Source organism: Novosphingobium sp. HNCC26DJ243, assembly GCF_057180545.1.
This window is the reverse complement of the sequence record NZ_JBXUGN010000001.1, coordinates 301426-317499: the sequence shown is the minus strand read 5'-3', so window position 1 is coordinate 317499 and position 16074 is coordinate 301426. Positions and strand designations below refer to the sequence as shown.

The following is a 16074-nucleotide window of genomic DNA, read 5'->3' as shown; positions in this document are numbered from 1 at the left end:
CGACTCGCCGAGACGGCTCGACCGGGGCGCGAACCGCTGATGATTCAGTTGCGCCTGTCTTGGTGGCGCGACCGACTTTCCGAGTCCGCGACCGCCTGGCCAAAGGGCGAACCTGTCCTCGCAAGGCTTCACGCATGGCAAGGCGAGACGCAGGCCCTGATCGGGCTGGTCGATGGCTGGGAAGCCCGCATCGTTGGCGAAGATGGCGGAAAAGAACTCGCGCGTGCCGAGATCGCGGCCTATCTCGCGCTTGGTCGCCTGGTCGGAGAAGGCGACTTGGCCGCCGTCACTTCGGTCGCGTCTTCCTTCGGCGATCCTTCGGTTTCGATGCCGCGGCTTTCGAAGGCGATGCGACCCCTGTCCATCCTCCACGCCATCGCCGCAAGAGAGGCCAAGAAAGAGCGCAGGGCACCGCTTGCCGATTTCCTCACCATCGTGCGCATCGGCCTGCTGGGCGCCTGATATCCTGCCAAAGCGGCAGCATCTGCCAATGCGTAACACGGCATTGCCGGGCTAGACTCGATCCGGATTTATGGAGCCGGATCGATGCTGCGTGGATTGCTGGGCGGGCTTGCAACCCTGATGCTGGTCGCGGCAGGCATTTTCTGGTGGCAGGGCCGCGCCGAAACCGGTTTCGGAGGTGAAGCGCCGGTTCTTCCGGTCGAAAGCGCACCTGCGGCCGAGCCGGAGGAACTGCCCACCGCCGATGTCGAAGGGATGGAAGGGATTGCTCCGCCCGAGGTTTCGGAAGTCGGCAAGGAAACCCGGCGCTTCAACCTGATCGACAAGGACCGCGACAACCGCATCACCCGCAACGAGATGCTCAGCACGCGCGCCAACGATTTCCGCAAGCTCGACAAGGACGGCAACAACCTGCTGACGTTCGAGGAATGGGCGCACACCACCGTAGACAAGTTCAAGTTCGCCGACAGCAACGGCGATCTCTGGCTGACCCGTACCGAATTCGCCACGACCCGCCCGAAGCCCAAACCCAAACCGAAGCAGAAATGCTCGTGCAAATAGCACTGAAGGGCGGGCCATCAGCGCGTTCGTGCCGAGCCCGCCGAGCCGGAGGTCAGCGAAGCCGTATGACTCGTGCCCTCAAGCCAGGGTGCGAACCCAATCTGCCAGATCCCGCTTCGCTCGCTCGGTATAGGCTTCCTTGCGCGCCTTCTTCTTCACATCGGGCAGCGGCGGAAACAGGCCAAAGTTCACGTTCATCGGCTGATATGTTTCAGCCTCGGCATCACCGGTGATGTGCGACAGCAGCGCGCCCAGGGCTGTGGTGCGTGGCGGTGAAGCCCAATCGCGCCCGGCGATCTCCGCCGCCGTCATCAGGCCGGCCAGCATCCCCACCGAGGCGCTCTCGACGTAGCCTTCGCAACCCGTGATCTGCCCGGCAAAGCGGATATGCGGCGCAGACTTCAGGCGCAACTGCCGGTCGAGCAGCGTGGGCGAATTGAGGAAGGTGTTGCGGTGCAGCCCGCCGAGCCGCGCAAACTCCGCGTTCTCCAGCCCCGGAATGGTGCGGAACACGCGAACCTGTTCGGCATGCTTCAGCTTGGTCTGGAAGCCGACCATGTTCCACAGCGTACCCAGTTTGTTGTCCTGCCGCAGCTGCACCACGGCATAGGGCCAGCGCCCGTTGGGATGCTCGGGCGTTGCCCAGTGCGGATTGTCGAGGCCGACCGGCTTCATCGGGCCGAAGCGCAGTGTTTCCACCCCGCGCGATGCCATGACCTCGATCGGCATGCACCCGTCGAAGTAGGGCGTGTTGGCTTCCCACTCCTTGAATTCGGTCTTCTCGCCCGCCAGCAGTTCCTCGCGGAAGTTTTCGTACTGCTCGCGCGTCATCGGGCAGTTGATGTAGTCGCGCCCGTCGCCGCCCAGCGCCAGCGAGGCTTCTGCGCCCTTGTCCCAGCGCGAGGCCATCCACGCGACATCCAGGTCGATGGATTCGCGGTAGACGATGGGGGCGATGGCATCGAAAAAGGCGAGGCTGTCCGCGCCGGTTGCCGCGCCGATGCTGGTGGCAAGCGACGGCGAGGTGAGCGGCCCGGTCGCTACGATGGTCAGGCCATCAGAAGGCAGCAGGTCCACCCGCTCGCGCACGATCTCGAGCGTGGGCTGCGCCGCCAGCGCCGACTCGACCTCCGCCGAAAATACGCCGCGGTCCACCGCCAGCGCTGAGCCCGCCGGCACGCGCGCCTTCTCTGCCGCAGCCATCAGAAGGCTGTCACACTCGCGCATTTCCTGATGCAGCAGGCCCACCGCGTTCTTTTCATGATCGTCGGACCGGAACGAGTTCGAGCAGACAAGTTCGGCAAGGCCATCGCCGTTGTGCGCGGCCGTCGTGTCGCCACCACCGCGCATCTCGGACAGGCGCACCGTGATCCCACGCCGCGCAAGTTGCCACGCCGCCTCGCTGCCGGCCATTCCGCCGCCGATGATATGTACCTGATGCGTCATGGCCCAGCCCTTGGCATTGCACGAGCCTTGCGGCAAGACCGTCATCGGAACGGCAGGGAAGGGGAAACGTGCCCAAGCGCGCGCTGATCGAGAAACGACCGTGGCTGGTGGCGAGCCTGGTGGCCGGGGTTAGCTATTGGCTGGCTGCGAAAGGCCAGGTCCCCGGTGTGTGGCTGATCCTGTGGAAAGGCGCTGGGGTGGCCCTGCTCGCCGCCTATGCCTGGGCGCATCACCCCTCGCGCAACGCCCATATGCTCGCGCTTGTCATGGCGCTGGGTGCTGCGGGTGACATGCTTCTCGAACTGTGGTTCTCGGCTGGCGCGTTCGCATTCCTGCTCGGCCATCTCGCGGCCATAGCGCTCTATCTGCGGCATCCTCGCGGAAAACCTGTTACCAGTCAGAAGGCTGCAGCAGTCGCCACACTGATCGGCGTTCCCCTGATCGCATGGCAACTATCCCGCGCTCCGGATGTGGCGCTTTATGCGCTGACCCTCTCGGGAATGGCCGCCGCTGCCTGGATGAGCAGTTTTCCGCGTTACCGCGTGGGCCTTGGCGCAATGATGTTCGTGGTCTCTGACCTGTTGATCTTCGCGCGCATGGGGCCGCTGGCCGGAAGCCCGATCCCCGGCCTGCTGATCTGGCCGCTTTACTATTTCGGCCAGTTCCTGATCTGCACGGGCGTTATCAGAACACTGGGGGCGAGGGGAGAGTTCGGCGCGGTCTAGCCCGCGACCGGCAGCTTCACCACGCCCGCATCATCGCGCTCCAGTGGTCCGTAGGCCACCGCCACGTTCAACGGCAAATCGCCGTAGACATGCGGAAACAGCTGCCCGCCGCGCGAAGGCTCCCACTTCACAGCATTGCCAAGCGCTTCAAGATCGACCGCCACCACATGCAGGTCGTCTTGTCCGGCAAAGTGCTTGTCCACCGTCTCGGTCAGTTGCGTTTCGCTCGACAGGTGGATGTAGCCATCCGCCAGATCAACCGGCGCGCCCTTGAACACGCCATCGGCTTCGAGCTGCGCCATCTGCGGCCCCGTCAGCACCTTGTAGGCGAGCACGGGCAACTCGCTCATTCCGCGTCGCCTTCACCGCTTTCGATCGCGCCCGCCTCGCCGATGTCCAGATCGGCGTCGTCACCGCTTTCGGTATCCTCCGCAAGGCGGACCGCGCTAACCACGTGCTCGTCGCCCGAAACGTTGAACAGGCGCACGCCGGCAGAGCCGCGCCCGATCACGCGCAGCGTGGTCAGCGGCAGGCGGATCAGCTTGGCCTGATCGGTCACCAGCATAAGCTGGTCGGCCTGGGTCGCCGGGAAGCTCGCCACTACCGGACCATTGCGGCCGATGTTGTCGATGTTGGTGATACCCTGACCACCGCGACCCGTGCGGCGATATTCGAATGCCGAGGACAGCTTGCCGTAACCGTTGGCGCAGACCGTCAGGATGAACTGCTCGCGTTCGGCCATGAAGGCGTAGCGTTCCTGGTCGGCCATCTGGCCTTCCTTTTCGCCCTTCCACGCCGCGAAGCGAAGGTATTCCTCGCGCTCCTCGGGAGTCGCGCCGACGCGATGCAGGATCGAGAGCGAAATGACCTCGTCGTCACCCTTGAGCGTCATGCCCCGCACGCCGGTCGAGGTGCGGCTCGTGAATTCGCGCACTTCGTCACCGGCAAAGCGGATCGCCTTGCCCGATCGCGTAGCCAGCAGCACGTCATCGCTCGCCTCAAGCAGCGCAACACCGATCAGGCGGTCGTCGCTCGGCGTGCCGTCCTCGGCTGCATCGAACTTCATCGCGAACTTGCCGTTGGACGGAATGTTGGCAAAAGCGTCCATCGAGTTGCGGCGCACGTTGCCCTTGGCCGTGGCGAAAACGACCGAGAGCTTGCCCCATTCGGTCTCATCCTCGGGCAGCGGCAACACCGTTGCGATCGTCTCGTTCTTGTCGAGAGCCGGGAGCAAGTTGACCACCGGCCGGCCGCGCGTGGTCGGTCCGCCTTCGGGCAGGCGCCATACCTTCAGGCGATAGACCTTGCCAGCGGTCGAGAAGAACAGCACCGGCGTGTGCGTGCTGGTGACGAACATCGTCGCCACGGCATCCTCGTCCTTCGTCGCCATACCCGAGCGGCCCTTGCCGCCACGGTTCTGGGCACGGAAAGTGGAAAGCGGCGTGCGCTTGATGTAGCCGTCGAGGGTAATCGTGACGACCATGTCCTCACGCTCGATCAGGTCCTCGTCCTCGATGCCATCGGCAGCGGGCGCGATTTCCGAAAGACGCGGCGTGGCAAAGGCGGCGCGCACTTCCACCAGTTCCTGACGCATCACGTCATAGAGCTTCTGGCGGTCGGCAAGGATCGAGAGGTACTCGGCAATTGCGATCGCCAGCCCTTCGAGTTCGCTGCCGATCTCGTCACGGCCGAGTGCCGTCAGGCGGTGCAGGCGCAGTTCGAGGATCGCGCGAACCTGCGTTTCGGACAGGCGATAGGTCGCCGCATCGGCAACGCCGATCTCCTCGATAGCCTCGACCAGGCGGATATAGGGCGCGATTTCGCCCATCGGCCATTCGCGCGCGATCAGCGTTTCGCGCGCCGCAGTGGGATTGGGCGAACCACGGATGATCCGCACGACTTCGTCGAGATTGGTCACCGCGATCACGAGGCCAAGCAGGATGTGTGCCCGGTCGCGTGCCTTGTTCAGTTCGAACTTGGTGCGCCGCGTGATTACTTCCTCGCGGAAACGCACGAAGGTTTCGATGATGTCCTTGAGGTTCAGGACTTCGGGGCGACCGCCACGGATCGCCAGCATGTTCGCCGGGAAACTCGATTGCGCGGGCGTGTTGCGCCAGATCTGGTTGAGCACCACTTCGGGCGTCGCATCGCGCTTCAGCTCCACGACGACGCGCACGCCCTCACGGCTCGATTCATCGCGAATGTCCGAGATGCCCTCGATCCGCTTGTCCTTGGCGGCCTCGGCGATCTTCTCGACCAGGCCGGACTTGCCCACCTGATAGGGGATGGAAGTCAGCACGATCGCGCGACGGTCGCCCCGGCTTTCCTCGATCTTGTGGCGCGCGCGCATGATGATCGACCCGCGGCCCTCATGATACGCCTTGCGCGCACCCGAAAGCCCGAGGATCAGCGGGGCGGTGGGGAAGTCCGGGCCGGGAATGATCTGGATCAGTTCGTCGATCGTGATCAGCGGGTTGTCCATGTAGGCAAGGCAACCGTCGATCACTTCGCCAAGATTATGTGGCGGAATGTTCGTGGCCATGCCGACTGCGATGCCGCCCGCGCCGTTGACCAGCAGGTTGGGGAAACGCGCTGGCAGGACTTGGGGCTCGTGTTCGGAACCGTCGTAGTTCGGCGTGAAGTCGACGGTATCCTTGTCGATGTCACCGAGCAGAGAATCCGCGACCTTGGCAAGACGCGCCTCGGTGTAGCGCATCGAAGCCGGCGGATCGGGATCCATCGAACCGAAGTTGCCCTGACCGTCGATCAACGGCAGGCGCATCGACCAGTCCTGCGTCATGCGCGCCAGCGCGTCGTAGATCGCGCTGTCACCATGCGGGTGGTACTTGCCCATCGTGTCGCCGACGATACGGGCAGACTTGCGATAGGCCTTGTTCGAGACGAACCCGTTCTCGTGGCAGGTCCACAGGATGCGACGGTGGACCGGCTTCAACCCGTCACGCACGTCTGGCAGCGCGCGACTGACGATCACGCTCATTGCGTAATCGAGGTAGCTGGTCTTCATTTCATCGACGATGTCGATCCGCTGGAACTCGCCTTCGGGGGCGGGGACGGGGGGGTCGATGATCGTGGTGTCGTCGCTCACTGTGGTGGCTTTTTCATGTTGTTTCAGGAATGCTTGAAGGCCCTAGGCCAATTGCCTGGTGAAGACCAGCAAGCGCGGCGTTATCGCCGGGAATCGCCGGTTGTTTTCCACACCTGCGACGGATTGCCTGAATAATCGGTCGAGGTGTCATTCAATCGCCATTCAAGGTCAAAAGGATAGCGCTCAACCGTTGCCAAGGCCCGAATTCCGCGTCACTAGCGGGATCGCCAAAGGTGAGAGGACACCGGGATGCAAACGGGCCGAGGGCAGCCAAGCCCCGCCGCGAGCCTCCGGTCGAACAGGAGATGAATTCTATGCGTGCAACTTTCGGGCGTAACTTCGGCGGAGCGATCGGCAAGACCGCGCTGGCCCTCGCACTCGCCACCGGCGCACTTACGGTCGGCGCAACCGGCGCAACTGCCAAGGAAAAGGAACAGAAGGCCCCAAAGGCAGCAAACTCGCCTGAATTCATCAAGGCCGCAGGCACTTTGCAGAAGCCGGTCAACGATGCTGTTGCGGCCAAGGACAAGGCTGCCGCAGCCGCTTTGGTGCCTCAGCTTGCGACGGCCGAGGCCGTGGTCAAGACACCGCTCGACCGCATCATCTTCGGCCAGTGGCAGCAGCAGGTCGGTAGCGTCGTCGGCGATTCTGCGCTTCAGCAGAAGGGCCTGCAGAACATGGTCGACAGCGGCCAGCTGGACGCCGAGAAGACCAAGCTGGTCACCTATTACCTTGGCATGATGGCCTATCAAAACAAGGACTTCGCCACAGCCACCAAGGCGCTTGGCCCATTGGTTGCCGCCAACTACAACGACGATAGCGCAGCCGAAGTGCTTGCTGACTCGTTCTCGCAGCAAGGTCAGAACCCGCAGGCACTCGACGCACTCAAGACTGCGGTTGCTGCGCGCAAGGCTGCCGGTGCGGCCGTGCCGGACGCATGGTTCAAGCGCGCGAACCTGATTGCCTACAAGAACCGCCTTGGGCCCCAAGCGATCGAATGGTCGACGATGATGGTCGAAAACGATCCGACGCCTCTCAACTGGCTCGGTGCCGGCCAGCTTACGCGCGAGTTCGGCCAGTTCACCAACCAGGAATCGCTGGACCTCGGACGCCTCCTGCTGCGCTCGGGCGGATTCAATAACGATCCCAAGTTCGTCGAACGCGAATACGTCGAATATATCGAAGCTGCCGACCCGCGTCGCCTTCCCGGCGAAGTGCTCAAGGTTGCCGACATGGGCGTGGCCGCTGGCGTGCTGAAGGCGAACGACCCGTTCGTCGTCGATGCCCGTACCCAGGCAAAGGGTCGCATCGCACCCGACAAGGCTTCGCTGCCCGCACTCGACAAGGAAGCCCGCGCGGGCAAGGACGGCAAGAGCGCGCTTGCCATGGCCGATGCCTATCTCTCGTACGACGAAGCCGCGAAGGCCGAGGAAATGTACAAGATGGCGATCGAAAAGGGTGGCATCGACAAGGATCGCGCGCTGACCCGTCTCGGCATCGCACAGGTCGACCTGAAGAAGTACGACGAAGCCAAGGCCTCGTTCGCGCAGGTTGGCGGCGCTCGTGCATCGCTTGCGCACCTCTGGTCGGTCTTTGCGACCACGCAGGCGCGCCCGTAAGTCTGGCGCACCGCTGATAACGGAAAGGGCGGCCTGCGCGGGCCGCCCTTTCTGTTTGTGAACATTGCGAGAGCGTTACTCGATCGGGGCGAATACTCCGGTGGCTTCGTCGAGCACGTGCAGCAATCCGTCGGAGATCGCGAAGAAGGCACCGCGCAGGCGCAGTTCGCCGCTGGCTTCCTTGCGCCGGATGCAGGGGAAGGTGCGCAGGTTGGCGAGACTCGCTCTGACGCCTGCCTGTTCCATGGCGCGTTCCGCCGGACGTCCGGTCGTGCCGTGCTTTTCGACCACTTCCTCGCGCACGTCGTCGAGCATGGCGATCCAGTCGGCGATGAAACCGCCTTCGCCCGGTTCGGTACCCTTGAGGTCCTGCGTCAGCGCTGCCTTGCAGCCACCGCACATGCCGTGGCCCATCACCACGATTTCCTTCACCTTGAGCACCTGAACTGCAAATTCGAGCGCAGCGGACACGCCGTGACGCCCGGGGGTGGTCTCGAACGGCGGAACCATGGCGGCAACATTGCGCACCACGAATATTTCGCCGGGTGCCACATCGAAGATCTGGGCGGGGTCCACGCGGCTGTCAGAACAGGCGATGATCATGACCTGCGGCTCCTGCAAGTCACGCAATTCGCGCCATCTTTCAAGCTTGGGTGTCCAGCCCTGTTCTCTGAAGCGGCGGTAACCTGCAATGAGGTGGTCGAGTTCGGGTGTTGCGTCCTGGGTCATGACTTGCGCTAATGGGCGCATCAATTCGCACTTTCAAGTGCTCGAAGTTGCGCCTATCTGGACCCCATGAACGACCTCGCTTCTTCGCCCGCTCCCCGGCCCGAACGCCAGCGCAAGCCGGACTGGATCCGCGTCAAGGCCCCCACCAGCAAGGGCTACGGCGAAACGCGCAACCTGATGCGTGAGCTTGGCCTCAACACGGTTTGCGAGGAAGCGGCATGCCCCAACATCGGGGAATGCTGGACGAAGAAGCACGCCACGGTAATGATCCTGGGGGACGTCTGCACGCGTGCCTGCGCCTTCTGCAACGTCAAGACGGGCATGCCCCGCGCGGTTGATCCGCTTGAACCGGTCAATGTCGCCACCGCTGCGGCCAAGATGGGGCTGACGCACATCGTCATCACTTCGGTTGACCGCGATGATCTGCCCGATGGCGGTGCCGGTCACTTCGTGAAGGTCATCAAGGCCCTGCGCGAGATGACTCCCGACACCACGATCGAGATCCTGACGCCGGACTTCCGCAACAAGATGGAAGCGGCTGTGGAAGCCATCGTGGACGCAGGGCCCGACGTCTATAACCACAACCTCGAAACCGTGCCGCGGCTCTACCCCACGATCCGCCCGGGCGCGCGCTATTATGCCTCGTTGCGCCTGCTCGAACAGGTCAAGCGCCACAATCCACGAATCTTCACCAAGTCGGGCGTCATGCTCGGGCTGGGTGAGGAGCGGCTCGAAGTTCACCAGGTGATGGACGACATGCGTAGCGCGCAGATCGATTTCCTGACGATGGGCCAGTACCTTCAACCGACGCCCAAGCACGCCAAGGTCATCGAGTTCGTGACGCCCAAGGCGTTCGACGCCTATGGCTCGATCGCACGGGCAAAGGGATTTCTGCAAGTCGCGGCAACCCCGCTGACCCGCTCGAGCTACCATGCCGGTGACGATTTCCGGGCAATGCGCGCCGCACGCGATGCGCAGCTCGCCAAGGCTGCCTTGAAGGCTTGAGCCGAGGGGGCCACAGGTCTTGCCGCATATCGTCGAAACCCGTGTGCTGCCCTGGTCTGCCCAACAGATGTTCGATCTTGTGGCTGACGTTGGTCGTTATGCCGAATTTCTGCCGTGGGTCGTGGCCACGCGGATCAGGTCCGACAATGAAACCGTGATGGTCGCCGACATGCTCGTGGGCTTCAGCGCGCTGCGCGAGAAGTTCACCTCGCGTGTCCACAAGGAACGTCCACGGGCGATCAGGGTGGAATATATCGAAGGTCCGCTGAAGCGGCTCGAGAACGACTGGACTTTCACGCCAAATGCCGATGGCGGTTGCACTGTCGGCTTCAGCGTCGATTTCACGTTCCGCAATGCAATTTTCGAGAAACTGGCCGGCCAGTATCTTGATTCCGCCTTCCGCAAGATGGTCGGCGCCTTCGAGAAGCGCGCCGAACAGCTTTACGGCAGCAGCAGTTCCAGCGCGACGAGCGTTGCCTGAAAACGTACGTCGGCGCGGGTCTTTGCCTCGCTGAACAGCTTCAGTTCGGCATTGGTCGCTTCAGGATCTTCGCCACGTTTGGCGCAGGCGAACACCACCGTTCCTACTGGCTTCTGGTCCGAACCGCCATCGGGCCCGGCAACGCCGGTGATCGCCACCGCCACATCGGCCCCCGATTTCTTGAGCGCGCCCTGTGCCATTGACCATGCCACCGCGATTGAAACCGCACCGAAAGTGTCGATCACATCCTCGGACACGCCCAGCAGCTCCTGCTTGGCCTCGTTCGAATAAGTAACGAAACCGCGATCGAGCACGCTCGAGCTACCCGGAATCTCGGTCAGCGCTGCCGCGACGAGGCCGCCGGTGCAACTTTCGGCGATGGCCACCTTGCGGCCGAGCGCAATGTTCGCCTCGACGACCTTGCGGGCGAGTTCGCCGATCTCGGCAGGTAGAATGCTGTCCATATTACTATCTTGCAGCCTTGCAGATGGGGATCGACGACGACTTGCCGCTTTTGGGCTTGTCGGCCAGCACGACCACGAACGTGATCAGCTCCGCGGTATTTTCGGCCGGGAGCGGGGATAGAATGCGCACGCCGCGTTCGATCGCGGTGCATTGGTCGGGCTTGATCTCGCCGCCGACCATTTCCGAAACCATTGCCTCGACAAATGGTTGTAAAGCGCTGTCAGGCAGGGAACTGATTGTTTCGGTCAGCTTGGCGTCCTTTGCTGCGCCAAGCTTGAGAAAGGCGTTCTTCGCCACGGGCCATGCGCTGTCCTTGCGCGCGGCATAACGACCGACGAATTCCGCGCCGCGCGTCGCAAAAAAGCCGTCCTTGGCCAGATGCGGGCGACATGCGGTCATCGCTCCGTTCAGTACCGAGGGCAAAGCATAACCAACGAGTGCACCGACCTCGACCTCGTTCAGGCAATCGGAACCCGCCGTCGCAGCATACGCGACCTGGCCTTGCGTCAGGGCAATTGCGGTCAATGCCAGGATCGTTCGGGAAACAGTCATATCAACATCTCCAGCCGGATCAGGCAGCGACAACCGTGGCAACCGCCTGCGCGGCAATGCCTTCGCCCCTGCCGGTCAGTCCGAGGCGCTCGGTGGTCGTCGCCTTGACCGAGACCGCGCTCAAGTCAATCCCGAGAATCCCGGCAAGCGTCGTGCGCATGGCAAGCTTGTGCGGTCCGATCTTCGGCGACTCGCAGATGATAGTGACGTCGACATGCGCGATGCGGCAGCCAGCCTCGCGTACAAGCCCCGCCGCATGTGCCAGGAACCGGTCCGACGAAGCCCCTTTCCACTGCGGATCGCTGGGCGGAAAGTGATCCCCGATGTCGCCTGCCGCGATCGCACCAAGCAAGGCATCGACGAGGGCATGGATCGCCACATCCGCATCAGAATGGCCCGAAAGCCCCTTGGTGTGCGGGATCATGACACCGCACAGCCACAACTCCTCGCCCTCTACAAGGCGATGGACGTCAAATCCCATCCCGGTGCGCGGCACGGCGTTCATGTCGGATTCCTCGAGATCTGAAGCGAACGTCACCTTGCGCAAGGCCTCATCGCCCCGAGCAAGGGCAACCGGGTGTCCTGCAGCGACGACGACCTGAGCATCGTCGCCTGCATCCGGCGTGCCCACCCACGCCCGGTGAGCCCTGAGTATCACGGAATAATCGAACGCCTGCGGAGTTTGCACGCGATGCAGACCCTCGCGCTCGACCTTGCGGTCCATCATCGCGTCGATCCCGCGCAACAGGCTGTCGACCACGGGCAGGACCGGCACCGCAGCGACGTTCGATGCAAGAGCGGTCACAAGGCCGTCAATCACTTCTCTCGGCAACATGGGCCGGGCTGCATCGTGGATCAGAACCTTTTCCGGCGCGTCACTTTCCAGCGATTCCAGCGCCAGCTTCACCGATTCCTGCCGCGTCGCGCCGCCGTTGACCAGCCGCACGCCCTCGATTCCGTTAAGCGCGGCTCCAGCAACCTCGCCCCACCCCTCTGGTATCGCGACGACGATCGGCCCGATGCCATATCCCGACAACGCCTCGACCGAGTGCCGCACGAGCGGCTTTCCGCGCCAGGTAACGAACTGCTTGGGCACCGCGCCGCCCGTGCGCAGCCCCTTGCCAGCCGCGACGACAACGGCTGCAACGCGGGGACTTTGGGGAAGGGCAGGTCTATCCATTGCGCGCGCCTCTACCAGCGCAAGCCTGCCCGGAGCAACAGCCTTGCCGCGCGCGCTACAATCGACTAAGCGCGTGCCTGTTTTTTAGGCAGATATGCGCACATGTCCGACGTTCCCGTTCCACCTCGGCTCAAGCCCATTCAGGTCGGCCCCGTCACGGTTGACTGGCCGGTCGTGCTCGCGCCGATGACCGGCGTTTCGGACCTTCCGTTCCGCACCATCGTACGCCGCTTCGGGTCCGGCCTCAACGTCACCGAAATGATCGCCAGCCCCGCAGCGATCCGCGAAACCCGCCAGTCGATCCAGAAGGCTGCCTGGCATCCGATCGAAGAGCCGGTTTCGATGCAACTCGTCGGCTGCGACCCGGAGCAGATGGCCGAGGCCGCCAAGCTGTCTGAAGACAAGGGCGCTGCGATCATCGACATCAACATGGGCTGCCCGGTCCGCAAGGTCGTCAACGGGGACGCAGGTTCAGCCCTGATGCGCGACATCCCGCTCGCCACGCGCCTGATCGAGGCGACGGTGAAGGCGGTGAAGGTTCCGGTCACCGTCAAGATGCGCATGGGCTGGTGCCATGACAGTCTGAATGCGCCCGAACTCGCGCGGATCGCAGAGGACATCGGTGCAAAGATGATCACGGTCCATGGTCGCACGCGCAACCAGCTCTACAAGGGCAATGCCGATTGGGCGTTCGTGCGCCGCGTGAAGGATGCTGTGTCGATCCCCGTGATCGTCAATGGCGACATCTGTACCATCGAAGACGTTGCCACCGCTGTTGACCAGAGCGGTGCCGATGGCGTGATGATCGGACGCGGCTCCTATGGCCGCCCCTGGCTGCTCGGCCAGATGATGCATTGGCTGCAGACGGGTGAGCGCCTGGCCGATCCCACGCTGCCCGAACAATACGCGCTGATAGTCGAGCACTATCACGCGATGCAGGAGCACTACGGTGCGATCACCGGCGTCAACATGGCGCGCAAGCACCTGGGCTGGTATACCAAGGGGCTCCACGGTTCGGCAGATTTCCGCAACAAGGTCAACTTCATCGACGATCCGGATGCGGTGCTCGCCAGCCTTGCCGACTTCTATGGTCGCGCGATCGAACACCAGCTTTCTGGCGCCCACGCCGATCTGGCGGAGCGGCGCGCGGCGGCATGATTGCACTGCCCGACTGGCGCAGGCAGGAGTCCGGGCAGAAGCCCGACCCCAAACGCGTCGTCGCCAGCCTGCCGCTCGCATTGCTGCAGCTCGATCCGGAACTCAAGGTAGCGGCAGTCAATCCCGCGGCCGAGCAGCTCATGGGGCAGGGCGCGCGTCGCCTGATCGGAAAGTCGGTCGCTGAATTGTTCGAATTCGACGAGCCGCTAATTCTGGGGCGCCTGACTGAAGGTGAGGCACAGCTTTTCGCGCGTGGCGTGCGTGTCCAGATTCGCGGGCAGGCTCCTCGACCGTTCGATGTCATGACCAGCCCCGTTACGCATTGCCCGGGCTGGCAGCTGTTGATGCTTCACGAAGGCGTGGGCGTCGAGGCGCTTTCGGGCGACGGTCGCGGTGCAGGCGGGGGCGAGGGCATTGCCCTGCGCGCGCCGGAAGTGCTCGCGCATGAAATCAAGAACCCGCTCGCGGGCATACGCGGCGCAGCGCAGCTTCTTGATCGCAAGCTCTCGGAGAGCGACCGCGCCATGACCGGTCTTATCACCGCAGAAGTTGACCGCATCGCCAAGCTGATCGACCAGATGCAGTCGCTCTCGCGCCGCCGGACCGAGCCAGCGCAGCCTTGCAATCTCCATGAAGCGGTGCGCCGCGCGCAGGCGGTGATCGCTGCCGGCGCGCCAGAACCCATCGTCATTGAAGAGGAATTCGATCCCTCGCTGCCACCAGTCATGGCCAACCCCGATTCGCTGGTGCAGGTCCTGCTTAACCTGATGAGCAATGCGCGCGAGGCCTGCGCCGGCCGTGCGTCGCCCCGCATCGCGGTTCGCTCGCGCTTCGCCAGTGGCATCCAGTTGCACGCAGGGCCGGGCGGCAAACCCTTGCGCCTTCCGATCGAACTGCGCGTCTCGGACAACGGCCCAGGCATCGACCCTGCCCTGCGCGATCATATCTTCGAACCTTTCGTCACCGGCAAGAAGTCCGGGCAGGGCCTCGGTCTCGCGCTCGTGCAGAAACTGGTGCGCGAAATGAATGGCCGCATCACGCATGATCGCGACGAGCTGGGCGGCTGGACGCATTTCCGCATTCACTTGCCCGTTGCCGGATCGGTACCCACCCCATGAGCAAGCGCGTCCTGCTGGTCGAAGACGACGCCTCGATCGCCCTTGTCATCACCGCCGCGCTGGAAGCCGAAGGCTTCACGGTCGACCGCTGCGATTCCATCGCCGGGCGCGACCGCTTTCTGGCAGGTCATGCATACCACCTGTTGCTGACCGACGTGATGCTGACCGACGGCGACGGCATCGAAACTATCGGACGCGTGCGCGAGGCCGATCCCGGCCTTCCGATCATCATCCTCTCGGCCCAGAACACACTCGATACCGCGGTGCGTGCCAGCGACACCGGGGCTTTCGAGTATTTTCCCAAGCCGTTCGACCTTGAAGAACTGATCCGCACCGTCACGCAGGCCATCGGCAAGGCAGAGGCTGCTGCGCTGGACCTGCCACAGGACGTGCCGCAAGGCCTGCCGCTGGTCGGTCGCAGCGCGGCCATGCAGGCGGTCTACCGCATGATTACGCGCGTGCTGCGCAACGATCTCACGGTTCTGATTTTGGGTGAATCGGGCACCGGCAAGGAACTCGTGGCCGAAGCGATCCATCAATTGGGCAACCGTCGTTCCGGCCCCTTCATCGCAGTAAACACCGCCGCAATCCCCGCCGAACTGATCGAGAGCGAACTCTTCGGACACGAGAAGGGCGCCTTTACCGGCGCAGTCGCCCGCTCGATCGGCAAGTTCGAGCAGGCCAGTGGCGGCACGCTGTTCCTCGACGAAATCGGCGACATGCCGATGCAGGCCCAGACGCGCCTGCTGCGGGCGCTGCAGTCCGGCAAGATCCGTCGGGTCGGTGGCCGCGACGAAATCACACTCGATTGCCGCATCGTCGCCGCGACGAACCGCGATCTTCTGCCGATGATTGCCGCAGGCACCTTCCGCGAGGATCTTTACTATCGCCTCGCTGTCGTTCCGATCGAACTGCCGCCCTTGCGTGAGCGTGCCGACGACATCGACGCGCTGGCGCGCCATTTCCTCGCCAAGGCGGCTTCCGAGGGGCTTCCCCGCAGGCATCTGAGTGAAGCTGGGGCGGAGTTGCTTGCCCGTCAGCCGTGGCGCGGCAACGTGCGCGAGTTGCGCAACTTCATTTATCGGCTCGCCCTCCTCGCTCGCGACGAAGTGATCGATATGGCAGCGATCGAACCGTTGCTTATACAGACCGAGGCAGGAGCACAGCAGCGCGCGAGCGAGCCACCGGCCGACTCTCCTGCAGATTTCGCAAGTGCGGTGACAAATTGGCTCACCCTGCAACAGCCACCCGCAGGAAGCGTCTACGATTCAGCGCTCGCGGCCTTTGAGCGACCGCTGTTTCACGCCGTCCTGCGCCAGACCGGCGGCAACCAGCTGCGCGCTGCACAGATCCTTGGAATCAACCGCAATACCTTGCGCAAGCGGCTGTCCGATCTTGGCATCGTTCCCGAGGAATTCGTGACTCGCGACTAGCGCCCGCCGGCCTGTGGCGCCTGAAATGCCGTTT

16 protein-coding genes are annotated in these 16074 nt (G+C 63.5%); 9 read left to right on the top strand and 7 right to left on the bottom strand.

The features are described 5' to 3' along the window. The first annotated feature begins 39 nt into the window (after positions 1–39). Complete coding sequence (locus AC2A04_RS01580) at positions 40–462, top strand: hypothetical protein (protein ID WP_484210555.1); 423 nt, start codon at positions 40–42, stop codon at positions 460–462. An 84-nt stretch (positions 463–546) separates the two neighbouring features. Beyond that, positions 547–1023: an EF-hand domain-containing protein gene (locus AC2A04_RS01575; protein WP_484210554.1), complete on the top strand. Its 477-nt coding sequence runs from the start codon at positions 547–549 to the stop codon at positions 1021–1023. A 78-nt stretch (positions 1024–1101) separates the two neighbouring features. Here the strand turns inward: AC2A04_RS01575 and trmFO are convergent, their stop codons facing one another. Next, positions 1102–2469, bottom strand: coding sequence for a methylenetetrahydrofolate--tRNA-(uracil(54)-C(5))-methyltransferase (FADH(2)-oxidizing) TrmFO (trmFO, locus tag AC2A04_RS01570; RefSeq protein WP_484210553.1), 1368 nt, complete (start codon positions 2467–2469; stop codon positions 1102–1104). Between the two features lie 68 nt (positions 2470–2537). Between trmFO and AC2A04_RS01565 the strand changes: the two genes are divergently transcribed. After that, positions 2538–3194: a lysoplasmalogenase family protein gene (locus AC2A04_RS01565; protein WP_484210552.1), complete on the top strand. Its 657-nt coding sequence runs from the start codon at positions 2538–2540 to the stop codon at positions 3192–3194. Here AC2A04_RS01565 and AC2A04_RS01560 read toward each other — a convergent pair. Both AC2A04_RS01560 and gyrA read right to left on the bottom strand, forming a co-directional pair. Further along, positions 3191–3544 (bottom strand): DUF952 domain-containing protein, encoded by a 354-nt coding sequence (locus tag AC2A04_RS01560; RefSeq protein ID WP_484210551.1) that lies wholly within the window; start codon positions 3542–3544, stop codon positions 3191–3193. The two genes, AC2A04_RS01565 and AC2A04_RS01560, sit on opposite strands and share 4 nt — an antisense overlap. Then, entirely contained in the window at positions 3541–6300 is a 2760-nt protein-coding gene (gene gyrA / locus AC2A04_RS01555) for a DNA gyrase subunit A (protein WP_484210550.1), read from the bottom strand. The genes AC2A04_RS01560 and gyrA overlap by 4 nt, the downstream gene beginning before the upstream one ends. Before the next feature lie 314 nt (positions 6301–6614). Here gyrA and AC2A04_RS01550 point away from each other — a divergent pair, with 314 nt between their 5' ends. Then, entirely contained in the window at positions 6615–7919 is a 1305-nt protein-coding gene (locus AC2A04_RS01550) for a hypothetical protein (RefSeq protein ID WP_484210549.1), read from the top strand. 75 nt (positions 7920–7994) lie between these two features. Here AC2A04_RS01550 and AC2A04_RS01545 read toward each other — a convergent pair whose 3' ends face one another. Further along, complete coding sequence (locus AC2A04_RS01545) at positions 7995–8648, bottom strand: carbonic anhydrase (RefSeq protein ID WP_484210548.1); 654 nt, start codon at positions 8646–8648, stop codon at positions 7995–7997. 66 nt (positions 8649–8714) lie between these two features. Between AC2A04_RS01545 and lipA the strand changes: the two genes are divergently transcribed. Continuing rightward, a complete protein-coding gene (gene lipA / locus AC2A04_RS01540) occupies positions 8715–9653 on the top strand; it encodes a lipoyl synthase (protein ID WP_484210547.1) in 939 nt (312 codons plus the stop codon). Between the two features lie 19 nt (positions 9654–9672). After that, positions 9673–10134, top strand: coding sequence for a type II toxin-antitoxin system RatA family toxin (locus AC2A04_RS01535; RefSeq protein WP_484210546.1), 462 nt, complete (start codon positions 9673–9675; stop codon positions 10132–10134). Here AC2A04_RS01535 and AC2A04_RS01530 read toward each other — a convergent pair. From AC2A04_RS01530 to AC2A04_RS01520, 3 genes are read right to left on the bottom strand one after another with little or no spacing between them, the layout of a single operon-like run. Then, positions 10095–10598, bottom strand: a complete 504-nt coding sequence (locus AC2A04_RS01530) for a CinA family protein (RefSeq protein WP_484210545.1) — start codon at positions 10596–10598, stop codon at positions 10095–10097. The two genes, AC2A04_RS01535 and AC2A04_RS01530, sit on opposite strands and share 40 nt — an antisense overlap. Before the next feature lie 4 nt (positions 10599–10602). Further along, positions 10603–11151, bottom strand: coding sequence for a hypothetical protein (locus AC2A04_RS01525; RefSeq protein ID WP_484210544.1), 549 nt, complete (start codon positions 11149–11151; stop codon positions 10603–10605). Positions 11152–11170: 19 nt separating this feature from the next. Continuing rightward, positions 11171–12331 carry a bifunctional 2-C-methyl-D-erythritol 4-phosphate cytidylyltransferase/2-C-methyl-D-erythritol 2,4-cyclodiphosphate synthase gene (locus tag AC2A04_RS01520; protein ID WP_484210543.1) on the bottom strand — a complete coding sequence of 387 codons (1161 nt, stop codon included), beginning with the start codon at positions 12329–12331 and terminating at the stop codon, positions 11171–11173. A 102-nt stretch (positions 12332–12433) separates the two neighbouring features. Between AC2A04_RS01520 and dusB the strand changes: the two genes are divergently transcribed. The 3 genes from dusB to AC2A04_RS01505 are packed head-to-tail and all read left to right on the top strand — an operon-like array spanning position 12434 to position 16040. Then, the gene (gene dusB, locus AC2A04_RS01515; protein ID WP_484210542.1) at positions 12434–13489 is read left to right on the top strand and encodes a tRNA dihydrouridine synthase DusB; all 1056 of its coding nucleotides are present in this window, start codon (positions 12434–12436) and stop codon (positions 13487–13489) included. Continuing rightward, the gene (locus AC2A04_RS01510) at positions 13486–14607 is read left to right on the top strand and encodes a two-component system sensor histidine kinase NtrB (RefSeq protein WP_484210541.1); all 1122 of its coding nucleotides are present in this window, start codon (positions 13486–13488) and stop codon (positions 14605–14607) included. Before dusB ends, AC2A04_RS01510 begins: the two co-directional genes overlap by 4 nt. Next, on the top strand, positions 14604–16040 hold the full coding sequence (locus tag AC2A04_RS01505; protein WP_484210540.1) for a sigma 54-interacting transcriptional regulator: 1437 nt from the start codon (positions 14604–14606) through the stop codon (positions 16038–16040). The genes AC2A04_RS01510 and AC2A04_RS01505 overlap by 4 nt, the downstream gene beginning before the upstream one ends. Positions 16041–16074 lie beyond the last annotated feature (34 nt).